7 protein-coding genes are annotated in these 11,818 nt (G+C 64.5%); 6 read left to right on the top strand and 1 reads right to left on the bottom strand.

Going from position 1 to position 11,818, the window contains the following annotated elements; genetic code table 11:
• Window positions 1-32 precede the first annotated feature (32 nt).
• Complete coding sequence (locus tag NKL06_RS23355) at window positions 33-2,354, top strand: Tex family protein (RefSeq protein WP_023691709.1); 2,322 nt, start codon at window positions 33-35, stop codon at window positions 2,352-2,354.
• Between the two features lie 65 nt (window positions 2,355-2,419).
• Entirely contained in the window at window positions 2,420-2,602 is a 183-nt protein-coding gene (locus NKL06_RS23360; RefSeq protein WP_023671771.1) for a hypothetical protein, read from the top strand.
• Window positions 2,603-2,613: 11 nt separating this feature from the next.
• Here NKL06_RS23360 and NKL06_RS23365 read toward each other — a convergent pair whose 3' ends face one another.
• Window positions 2,614-3,525, bottom strand: a complete 912-nt coding sequence (locus NKL06_RS23365; RefSeq protein WP_023686321.1) for a LysR family transcriptional regulator — start codon at window positions 3,523-3,525, stop codon at window positions 2,614-2,616.
• A gap of 106 nt (window positions 3,526-3,631) precedes the next feature.
• Here NKL06_RS23365 and NKL06_RS23370 point away from each other — a divergent pair, with 106 nt between their 5' ends.
• From NKL06_RS23370 to NKL06_RS23385, 4 genes are all read left to right on the top strand, one after another.
• Window positions 3,632-4,828 (top strand): acyl-CoA dehydrogenase, encoded by a 1,197-nt coding sequence (locus NKL06_RS23370; protein WP_023691708.1) that lies wholly within the window; start codon window positions 3,632-3,634, stop codon window positions 4,826-4,828.
• 250 nt (window positions 4,829-5,078) lie between these two features.
• Complete coding sequence (locus tag NKL06_RS23375) at window positions 5,079-8,438, top strand: transglutaminase family protein (RefSeq protein WP_023691707.1); 3,360 nt, start codon at window positions 5,079-5,081, stop codon at window positions 8,436-8,438.
• Window positions 8,439-8,444: 6 nt separating this feature from the next.
• Window positions 8,445-10,856 (top strand): circularly permuted type 2 ATP-grasp protein, encoded by a 2,412-nt coding sequence (locus NKL06_RS23380; protein ID WP_023691706.1) that lies wholly within the window; start codon window positions 8,445-8,447, stop codon window positions 10,854-10,856.
• A gap of 1 nt (window position 10,857) precedes the next feature.
• On the top strand, window positions 10,858-11,742 hold the full coding sequence (locus tag NKL06_RS23385; RefSeq protein ID WP_023683456.1) for a transglutaminase family protein: 885 nt from the start codon (window positions 10,858-10,860) through the stop codon (window positions 11,740-11,742).
• Window positions 11,743-11,818: the final 76 nt, after the last annotated feature.

An 11,818-nucleotide genomic window follows, 5' to 3' on the forward strand; every position in this document is an offset into this window, starting at 1 on the left:
TATGGTCGCCGCTCTTTGCGACAGGGACCAGCATGGCAGCAGACAGCAAACGCATCGCATCCATCATCGCGGCAGAGATCGGGGCGCGGCCGGAGCAGGCATCGGCAGCTATAGGGCTGCTCGATGAGGGCGCGACGGTGCCGTTCGTGGCGCGCTACCGCAAGGAGGTCACCGGCGGGCTCGACGACACCCAATTGCGCGACCTTGCCGAGCGATTGGCCTATCTGCGCGAACTCGATGCGCGCCGCGATACCATTCTCGGTTCGATCCGCGAGCAGGGCAAGCTGACCGAAGAACTTGAGGCCAAAATTGTGGCTGCCGCCACCAAGGCTGAACTGGAAGACATCTACCTGCCCTACAAGCCCAAGCGGCGCACCAAGGCCGAGATCGCCCGGGAGCGCGGGCTGGGGCCATTGGCGGAGGCTATTTTGGCCAACCGGTCGTTGGTGCCCGCCGAGGCGGCGCTGGCTTATGTGACCGAGGATGTGACCGACGCCAAGGCCGCACTGGAAGGCGCACGCGACATCCTGTCGGAACAGTTCGCGGAAAATGCAGATCTGGTCGGCAAGCTTCGCACCTACATGAAGGAGCGCGCTTTCATGCGTGCCCGTGTCGTCGACGGCAAGCAGGAGGCCGGGGCGAAATTCTCCGACTATTTCGACCATGTCGAGCGCTGGGCCAATGTTCCGAGCCACCGTGCGCTGGCCATGCTGCGCGGCCGCAACGAAGAGGTGTTGTCGCTCGACATCGAGGTCGATGCCGACCATGCCTCGCCGGTGAAGCCGGTCGAGCGGATGATCGCCAATGCCTACGCCATCGGCGGCAGCCTGCCGGGCGACCGCTGGCTGATGGAAGTCGCCGGCTGGACCTGGCGGATCAAGCTTTCGCTGCACCTGACGCTCGATTTGATGCGCGATCTGCGCGAGCGGGCGGAGGAAGAGGCGATCCATGTCTTTGCACGCAACCTCAAGGATTTGCTTCTGGCAGCACCCGCCGGCTCGCGGCCGACCATGGGACTCGATCCCGGCATCCGCACCGGCGTCAAGGTCGCGGTGGTAGATGGCACCGGCAAGGTGCTGGCGACGACGACGGTCTATCCATTTCCGCCGCGGAACGATGTGCGCGGCACACAGGCGGAACTCGCCAAGCTCATCCGCCTGCACAAGGTCGAGCTGATCTCGATTGGCAACGGCACCGGCAGCCGCGAGACTGAAAAGCTGGTCGCCGACATGCTGTCCGACATGCCTTCGGATGGTGGGCCAAAGCCGCTCAAGGTGATCGTCAGCGAGGCCGGCGCCTCGGTCTATTCGGCCTCGGCGACAGCGGCGGCTGAGTTTCCCGGGCTCGACGTGTCGCTGCGCGGTGCGGTGTCGATCGCCAGGCGCCTGCAGGACCCGCTCGCCGAACTGGTCAAGATCGAGCCGAAATCCATCGGCGTCGGCCAATACCAGCACGATGTCGACCAGTATCGGCTCGGCCGTTCGCTGGAAGCGGTGGTGGAGGACGCGGTCAATGCCGTCGGTGTCGATCTCAACACCGCCTCGGCGCCGCTCTTGGCCCGCGTGTCAGGCCTGGGCGCTTCGCTTGCCGACGCCATTGTCGCGCATCGCGATGCGACCGGGCCGTTCGCCAGCCGCAAGGAGCTGCTCAAGGTAGCGCGGCTCGGACCGCGCGCGTTCGAACAGTCCGCAGGCTTCCTGCGCATTGCCAATGGCAGCGAGCCGCTCGACGCCTCGTCGGTCCATCCGGAAGCCTATGGCGTGGCCAAGAAGATCGTCGCCGCCTGCGGTCGCGATGTGCGCTCGCTGATGGGCGACAGCGCAGCGCTCAAGGCGCTCGATCCGCGAGTCTTCGTCGACGAACGCTTCGGCCTGCCGACGGTGCGCGACATCATTGCCGAACTGGAAAAGCCCGGCCGCGACCCGCGCCCCGGCTTCAAGACCGCGACCTTTGCCGACGGCATCGACGACATCAAGGATCTGAAGCCCGGCATGCTTCTGGAAGGCACCGTTACCAATGTCGCTGCCTTCGGCGCCTTCGTCGATATCGGCGTGCACCAGGACGGGCTGGTGCATGTCTCGCAACTGGCCGATCGTTTCATCAAGGACGCGCATGAGGTGGTGAAGGCCGGCGACGTGGTGAAGGTGCGGGTCGTCGATGTCGACATCAAGCGCAAGCGCATCGCGCTGTCCATGCGCAAGGACGGCGGCGAGGGCGGGACGCCGAAGGGGCCGCGCGACAATGGCGGCGGCAAGCCGGCGCAACCTTCGCCGATGCCGCGGCGTCAGCCGGAACGACCGGCACAGCAAGGCGCGTTTGGCGCAGCACTGGCCGATGCCTTGAAGCGGAAGTAGCCTCGAATGGTTCCTTGCAATCGCTAGAGCGTTATCTACCATCCTTGTGTGGAGATACGCGCGATATGGCAAGTTTCGAGAAAGTGAGTGTCCAAGAGTTGGGGCGTCTTTGGGACGAGGGCATGGCGAGTGGCAGTTCGGTCGATGGAGACCAGGCTTTCGCCCGGATCAAAAGCAAGCTCGATGCGAAAGTTGCCGAACGCAAGTCGCAAAAACGCTGCGCTTCCAGCCGGAAACCGAGCCGATGAAGCGGAAGTAGCTACCAGGCCAGAACGGCCGGTTCCTTCTCAACCTGGCCCAGCAGCCAGTCGCGAAAGCTGACGACGGGCGGGTGGCCGCGCTTGTCGTTCGGGACGACGAGGTAGTAGGCGCTGCGGCTTTGCATCGGCTGTCCCGGCGCCGGCACGAGCTGACCGCGCTGCAATTCGCCGGCGATAAGAACTTGCGGCAGGAGCGCGACGCCAAGCCCCGCCATGCAGGCTTGGGCAACGGTGCCGAATTGCTCGAACTGCATGCCGGGTCCGATCGGTGCGCTCAAGCCCTGTTCCTCGAACCATTCGCCCCAGGCGCCAGGGCGCGTCGCCATGTGCAGCAGCGGCAGGCGGCTGATGTCGGCCGCCGTGGTGATATCGCGGCTGGCAAGGAAGTCGGGCGAAACCACCGGCATCACGGTTTCGCGCATCAACAATGTGGAATCGGCGTCCGGCCAGTCCGGCTGGCCATGATGGATAGCGGCGTCGAGGCGTTCGCGGGCGAAGTCGAAGCGGCCGATGCGGGTGACGAAGTTGATGGTGATGTCAGGGTTTTCTGCGACGAAATCCGGGATCAGCGGCATCAGCCAGCGCGTGCCGAAGGTCGGCAGTATGGCGAGGTTCAGCATGCCGCTATGCCGATTGCTCATCAATCCGAGCGCGGCGTCGCGCAATTGCCCGAGTGCCGCCCGCACGGCTTCGGCATAGATTTCGCCCGCCGTGGACAGCCGAACATTGCGGCTGTCGCGCTCGAACAGCCGGCGGCCGAACTGTTCCTCCAGAAGTGCTATCTGGCGGCTGACGGCCCCTTGGGTCAAATCGAGTTCCTGGGCGGCAGCGGTGAAGGAGCCAAGGCGGGCCACGGCCTCGAAGGCGGCAAGGGCGCTGGTGCTGGGTAAAAGCCGGCGTTGGACGTTCATGATCCATTACTAAACCTCATTGATCTGTGATGCAATTTTGTTTGATTTTTCCGAAGCGGAGGTGGATAAGCCCGAGCACTTCAAGATTTTGGGAGAGAGCGAAGCCATGGCCGCCGACAAGAACGCGTTCGTCTGGGAAGACCCCTTCCTGATCGAGAACCAGCTTTCCGAGGATGAGCGCATGGTGCGCGATGGCGCGGCCGCCTTTGCCGCCGACAAGCTCGCGCCGCGCATCGAGGAGGCCTATCTCGAGGAAAAGACCGACGCCGGCATTTTTCGCGAGATGGGCGAGGCCGGCCTGCTCGGCATCACCATTCCCGAAGAATATGGCGGGCTCGGCGCCAATTACGTCACCTACGGGTTGGTGGCGCGCGAGGTCGAGCGGGTCGATTCCGGCTACCGGTCGATGATGTCCGTGCAGTCGTCGCTGGTGATGTATCCCATCCATGCCTATGGCACGGAAGAGCAGCGCAAGAGATACCTGCCGAAGCTGGCTTCGGGCGAATGGATCGGCTGTTTCGGCCTGACCGAGCCGGATGCCGGTTCCGATCCGGGCGGCATGAAGACGCGGGCCGAGAAGACGGCGAACGGCTACAAGATTTCCGGCTCGAAAATGTGGATATCCAACGCGCCGATCGCCGACGTGTTCGTGGTCTGGGCGAAGCTGAAGGGCGACAACGGCAAGGACGAAATCCGCGGTTTCGTGCTGGAGAAGGGCATGAAGGGGCTGTCGGCGCCGAAGATCGGCGGCAAGCTCAGCCTTAGGGCCTCGATCACCGGCGAGGTGGTGATGGAAGGCGTCGAAGTCGGCGAAGACGCGCTGCTGCCCAACGCCAGGGGCCTCGGCGGCCCATTCGGCTGCCTCAACCGGGCCCGCTACGGCATTTCCTGGGGCGCGATGGGCGCCGCCGAGGATTGCTGGCACCGGGCCCGGCAGTATGGACTCGACCGCAAGCAGTTCGGCAAGCCGCTCGCCGGCACGCAGCTGTTCCAGAAAAAGCTCGCCGACATGCAGACCGAGATCGCGCTGGGCCTGCAGGCCAGCTTGCGGGTCGGAAGGCTGATGGACGAGGGCAAGATGGCACCGGAGATGATCTCGATCGTCAAGCGCAACAATTGCGGCAAGGCGCTCGACATCGCCCGCCAGGCCCGCGACATGCATGGCGGCAACGGCATCCAGATCGGCTACCACGTCATGCGCCACGCGCAGAACCTGGAGACGGTCAACACCTATGAAGGCACGCATGACGTGCATGCGCTGATCCTTGGCAGGGCTCAGACGGGGATACAGGCGTTTTTCTAAAGCTGTGCCGATGTTCAGGTGAGGCCGGCCTGCAAATGGCCGATGTCCGCGCTTCCGGTGCTCGCGTACGAAAAGTACGCTCTGCGCCGGTTCTCGGTATCAGCCATTTTCGACTCGGCCTGACCTGAATCTCGACACAGCGTAGCCGGCTTCGGCTGCTTAATTTAGGTGCAGCGCAACATCTCTGCTTGGAGAATGGCCAATAGATGTGTCAGGGTTCGGCTGAAGAAACGCCGATCTCCGGGGCCCCATGGCAATACTGGCAGCCGTCTACCACCTGACCCATTACAAATATGACCGGCCGGTGGTTCTCGGGCCCCAGGTCATCAGGCTGCAGCCGGCACCGCATTCCCGCACCAAGGTGCTCAGCCATTCGCTGAAGGTCGGGCCGGCGAACCACTTCGTCAATCTGCAGCAGGACCCCTACGGCAATTTCCTGGCCCGCTTTGTCTTCCCGGAGCCGGTGACGGAATTGAAGATCGAGGTCGACCTCGTCGCCGACATGACGGTCTACAATCCGTTCGATTTCTTCGTCGAGCCATCGGCCGAGACCCTCCCGTTCGAGTACCCCGAAGACATCAGGGACGATCTCGCCATCTACCGCACGCCGGAGCCGGCGGGGCCGCTGCTGTCTGCTTTCCTCGCAACCATCGACCGTAGCGCCACCAACACCGTCAATTTCGTCGTCGACCTCAATGCGCGGCTGCAGCGGGAGATCGCCTATATCGTGCGGATGGAAACCGGCGTGTTCTCGCCGGAGGAAACGCTGGCCGCGAAAAAGGGATCGTGCCGGGATTCGAGCTGGCTGCTGGTGCAAATCCTCAGGAATCTCGGCCTCGCCGCGCGTTTCGTCTCAGGCTATCTGATCCAGCTGAAGCCCGATCTGGTCGCGCTCGATGGCCCAGCCGGAACCGCCGTCGACTTCACCGACCTGCACGCCTGGTGCGAGGTCTATCTGCCGGGCGCCGGCTGGATCGGCTTCGATCCGACGTCCGGCCTGCTCACCGGCGAAAGCCATGTGCCGCTGGCGGCCACGCCGCATTTCCGCAACGCCGCGCCCATTTCCGGCATGGCGAGCTTTGCCAATGTCGAGTTCGGCTTCGACATGCGTGTCGACCGCATTGCCGAACATCCGCGCATCACCAAGCCGTTCTCGGATGAGAGTTGGCAGGCGCTGGATGCGCTGGGCAACAAGGTCGACGCCGCACTTCAAGCGGGTGATGTCAGGCTGACCATGGGCGGCGAGCCGACCTTTGTGTCGATCGACGATTTCGAGTCCGCCGAGTGGAACACCGCCGCCGTCGGCCCGACCAAGCGCGAAAAGGCCGATGCGTTGATCCGGAAACTGCGCGAGCGCTTCGCGCCGGGCGGTTTCCTCCATTACGGCCAGGGCAAATGGTATCCGGGCGAGAGCCTGCCGCGTTGGACCTTCTCGCTGTATTGGCGCACCGACGGCCAGCCGGTGTGGAGCGATCCGTCGCTGATCGCACACGAAAAGAGCGATGCGAAGGTCGGGCCGCAGCAGGCGAAAAGCCTGCTGACGGCAATCGCCGGCGAACTCGGCATCGACCAGGCGATGGTCAGCGAGGCCTATGAGGACCCGGCCGAATGGCTGCTGAAGGAAGGTAAGCTGCCCGACAATGTCGATCCGTCCAACTCCAAACTGGAAGACCCCGAAGAGCGCAGCCGCATGGCGAAAGTGTTCGAGCGCGGGCTGACCAAGCCGTCCGGCTACGTGCTGCCGGTGCAGCGCTGGAACAGCCAGGCTTCGGACCCGCGCTGGCGCTCGGAGAAGTGGAAGACACGGCGCGGGCGGCTGTTCCTGGTGCCGGGCGATTCCCCTGTCGGTTACCGCCTGCCGCTGGGCACGCTGCCCTATGTGCCGCCGGCGCAGTTCCCCTATATCGTGCCGGTCGATCCGTCGCTGCCGCGTGGATCGCTGCCGGCGCGGGAAGCCATACTGCCAGAACCGGCTCCGGCCGAACTGGAAGGCGCCGACGAGATGGCGCGGCGCCAGCAGGCGGTATCGTTCACTGCGACGACCGGTCAGCAAGACCGGGTCGAGCAGGAGATCACCGAGATCGGCGGCGCGGTGCGTACAGCACTTTCGGTCGAGCCGCGCGACGGCAGGCTGTGCGTCTTCATGCCGCCGGTCGAGGCGCTGGAAGACTATCTCGAGCTCGTCGCAGCCGCAGAAAACGCGGCCAAGGCGATCCGCCTTCCCGTGCATATCGAAGGCTATGGACCGCCGCACGATCCGCGCCTCAACGTCATCAGGGTGGCACCCGATCCCGGCGTCATCGAGGTCAACATCCATCCGGCTGCCAACTGGCAGGACTGCGTGGCGACGACGACGGCGATCTACGAGGAAGCACGGCAGACGCGGCTTGGCGCCGACAAGTTCATGATCGACGGCCGCCACACCGGTACCGGCGGGGGCAACCATGTCGTCGTCGGCGGCGCGACGCCCAATGACAGCCCGTTCCTGCGCCGGCCCGATCTGTTGAAGAGCCTGGTGCTGCAATGGCAGCGGCGCCCGTCGCTGTCCTATCTATTCTCCGGCCTGTTCATCGGCCCGACCAGCCAGGCGCCGCGCTTCGACGAGGCGCGGCACGATTCGCTTTACGAACTCGAGATCGCGTTGGCGCAGGTGCCGCATCCGGGCCAGGGCAACCCACCGCTGCCTTGGCTGATCGACCGACTGTTCCGAAATCTGTTGACTGACGTCACCGGTAATACGCACCGCTCGGAAATCTGCATCGACAAGCTGTTTTCGCCCGATGGCCCGACCGGCCGGCTTGGGCTTGTTGAGTTCCGCGGTTTCGAGATGCCGCCCAATGCGCGCATGTCGCTGGCGCAGCAATTGCTGGTGCGCGCCATCATCGCCCGTGCGTGGAACAACCCGCTTGATGGCCGCTTCGTGCGCTGGGGCACCTCGCTCCATGACCGTTTCATGCTGCCGCATTATGTCTGGGCGGATTTCCTCGACATGCTCGACGACCTCAAGCTCAACGGTTTCGAATTCCGGCCGGAATGGTTCGATGCCCAGCTGGAGTTCCGCTTTCCGTTCTGCGGCGAAGTCCAGCATGCCGGCATCAAGCTGGAACTGCGGCAGGCGCTGGAGCCGTGGCATGTCATGGGCGAGCAAGGCGCAATCGGCGGCACTGTGCGTTTCGTCGACTCCTCGGTCGAACGGCTGCAGGTCAGGACCGAAGGCCTCAACCCGGAACGTCATGCCATTGTCTGCAATGGCCGAATCGTGCCGATGAAGGTCACCGACAATCGCGAGGTCGCGGTAGCCGGTGTGCGCTTCAAGGCCTGGCAGCCTTCGTCGGGCCTGCACCCGGCGCTGCCGGTCAACACGCCGCTCGTCTTCGATATCTACGACCGTTGGTCGGGGCGGGCGGTGGGCGGCTGCGTCTACCATGTCGCGCATCCAGGTGGGCGCAGCTACGACACCTTCCCGGTCAACGGCAATGAGGCTGAGGCGCGGCGTCTCGCCCGCTTCGAGCCGCGCGGCCATACGCCGTCGGCCTATGTGCTGCGCAATGAAGAAGCCTCTGAAGACTTCCCCATGACCCTTGACCTCAGGCGGCCAGCAAGACTCTGATCAGCGATGGCAAAGGGGAATCAGAAAAAGGTCCGCGGCAAGCCGCTGAGGCACAGTCTGCTGGAGCACTATCAGCCGATTGACGGCGTCGTCGACGAGATGGTCGATGCTTCGGGCCGTCCGCGTCCGGCCTGGGCGCCCTTCATCGAGGCGCTGGAGGAGCTGGGCCCGGAAAAGCTCGGCCAGCGCTTTGCCCGCGCCGACCAGTATCTGCGCGACGCCGGGGTTTATTACCGCGTCTATGACAAGGCCGGCGCCAATGAGCGCGAATGGCCGCTGGCGCATATCCCGCTGCTGATCGAAGACAAGGAATGGGCCGGGATCAGCGCCGGTCTCGTCCAGCGCGCCGAGCTTTTCGAGGAGATAGTCGCTGATATTTACGGGCCGAACCGGCTGATCGAGAAGGGAATCCTGCCGGCAGGCCTGATTGCGGCGAGCCCCGAATATTTGCGCCCCGTCGTCGACACCATGCCGGCCAGCGGTCATTTCCTGCATTTTTGCGCCTTCGAGCTCGGCCGTGGGCCGGATGGAAGCTGGTGGGTGCTAGGCGACCGCACGCAGGCGCCGTCGGGCGCCGGCTTTGCGCTGGAAAACCGCGTCGCCACGACGCGGGCTTTGTCCGACATCTATGGCGAGATGCATGTGCATCGCCTGGCCGGTTTCTTCCGTCGCTTTCGCGATGCTCTGATCGGCATGGCGAAGGAGAATGACGGCCGCGTCGCCATTCTGACGCCGGGGCCGCTCAACGAGACCTATTATGAGCACGCCTATATCGCCCGCTATCTCGGCATCATGCTGCTCGAGGGCGAGGATCTGACCGTCTCCGGCGGCAAGCTGATGGTGCGCACGGTTTCCGGGCTGATGCCGATCAGCGTGCTGTGGCGACGGCTCGATGCCGCCTTTGCCGATCCGCTGGAACTGAGGTCGGACTCGCATATCGGCACGCCGGGGCTGGTCGAGGCGATCCGCCGCGGCACCGTGTCTACGGTCAATGCGCTGGGGTCGGGCTTGATGGAAACCCGGGCGCTGCTCGCCTTCCTGCCGAAGATTTCGCGCGCGTTGCGCGGCGAAGAGCTTCTGTTGCCAAGCGTGGCCACCTGGTGGTGCGGGCAAGCAACCGAACGGGCCCATGTGCTTGCCAATATCGATCGCATGGTGATCGGTCCGGCGCTGTCGACGCGGCTGGCCTTTGAGGATGACGGCCAGACCAGGCTCGGTTCGGCACTGACGCCGGAGGAACGCATCGCGCTGATCGCGCGCATCGAGAGCGATGGCAGCGGTTTCGTCGGCCAGGAAGCGGTGACGCTGTCGACGACGCCGGTCTATGTCGGCGGCTGGCTGGAGCCACGGCCGGCAAGCCTGCGCGTTTATCTCGCGCGCACGCCCGATGGCTGGACGGTAATGCCCGGCGGTTTCGCCCGTGTCGGCCTTTCGCTCGACCCGACGGCCATCGCCATGCAGCGCGGCGGCCAGGCGGCCGACGTCTGGGTGGTCAGCGACCGGTCGGTCGAGCGCGAGACGCTGCTGCCGCAGGAGCATGACAGCTTCGTCCGCACCATGCCGGGCAGCCTGCCCAGCCGCGCGGCGGAAAACCTGACTTGGCTCGGCCGCTATATCGAGCGTTCGGAAGATACGGTGCGTATCCTGCGCGCCTATCATGTGCGGCTGGCCGAGACGTCCGATCCTGACATGCTGCTGCTCGCCGATATCAGGGACTATCTCGAACCCTTCGGCATCGATCTCGAAGCGGCCATTCCGCCCGGATTGATCGGCACGCTGGACAGCGCCGTCTACAGCGCCGGACAGATCCGCGACCGCTTTTCGCCCGATGGCTGGCTGGCGCTGAAGGACCTGTCGAAGACCATTCATCAGTTCGCCACCACGGTGGCGCCGGGTGACGACGCGACACGGGCGATGACGGTCATGCTGCGCAAGCTCGCCGGTTTCTCTGGCCTGTTGCACGAGAATATGTACCGTTTCACCGGCTGGCGTTTCCTCGAGATCGGCCGGCGGATCGAGCGCGGCATCCAGATCGCCCGTACGCTAGCCCGACTGACAAGGTCCGGTGCGCCGGACGGCTCGCTCGACATGATGCTGGAGATCGGCGACAGCGTCATGACCCACCGCCGGCAATATCCGGTGCGGGCCGGACGGCGCACGGTGATCGACCTCTTGGCGCTCGACCCACTCAACCCGCGCTCGATCCTGTTCCAGCTCGAACGGCTGAAGGCGGAGATCGGCCTGTTGCCATCGGTTGGGCCGGAGGGGCATATGTCGGTCGCGGCCAAGGAAATCCTGCAGCTCAACACGGCAATTGCCGTCATGGAGCCATCGGAGATGTCGGCGGAGGTGCTGGACGATCTCGCAACTGAGATCGGCAACCTCTATAGCAGCCTGGCTAAAGCGTATTTCGGTTAACATGCTGTACGATATCAGGCTTCATCTCAGCTACGATTATGACGCCGCGGCCGGTGGCAGCCGGCATCAGGTGCGTGTATTGCCGCCGACCATTGCCGGCGTGCAGCGCGTGATCGCGGCCTCGCTTTCGTTTGTGCCGACCCCATCGGAGCGCACGGATTTTGCCGATTTCTTCGGCAACAATGTCACCGCGATCGCCTTTCGCGACGTCCATGACGGGCTCGACATCAGAATGAGCGCGCGCGTGTCGGTGTCACGGCCGGAGCCTGGGCTCGACGTGTCGCCCGATCTGCAGCGCCTGCGGGAAGAACTCGGCGCCGTACGGTCACTGGCGCCGGATGCACCGCATCACTTTCTCGCCGCCAGCGATCATGCCGGCATCGATGCGGCGATCACCGCCTATGCCCGCGACAGCGCCGGCGGCTCGACGGTCGGCATGGCCATCGATCTGTGCAACCGCATCCACCGCGACTTCACCTATGACGGGGAAGCGACCACGGTGCGTACCGGGGCCAGCGATGCCTTCCGTTTGAAGCGGGGCGTGTGCCAGGACTTCTCCCACATCATGATCGCCGGCCTGCGCGGGCTAGGTATTCCTGCGGGTTATGTCAGCGGCTTCCTGCGCACCATTCCCCCGAAAGGGAAGCCGCGGCTCGAAGGCGCCGATGCCATGCATGCCTGGGTCAAGGTGTGGTGTGGGCGCGATGCCGGCTGGCAGGAATTCGACCCGACCAATGGCATGCGGGCCAGCAACGACCACATCACCGTTGGCTATGGCCGCGACTATTCCGACGTGGCTCCGATCGTCGGCGTGCTGAAAACCACCGGCGGCCAGGTCGGCGACCAGGCCGTCGACGTCATCCCGGTCGCGCTCGAGAAGGCCTGACAGCCTCGAAGCACAGCTTCTCAACAACGGCCATGCCCGTTATGCTCGGTCGAAACTTCGGGGAGGATCGGTCGGC

The sequence above is a fragment of the Mesorhizobium sp. C268A genome (genome assembly GCF_040324475.1).
GTDB lineage: Bacteria > Pseudomonadota > Alphaproteobacteria > Rhizobiales > Rhizobiaceae > Mesorhizobium.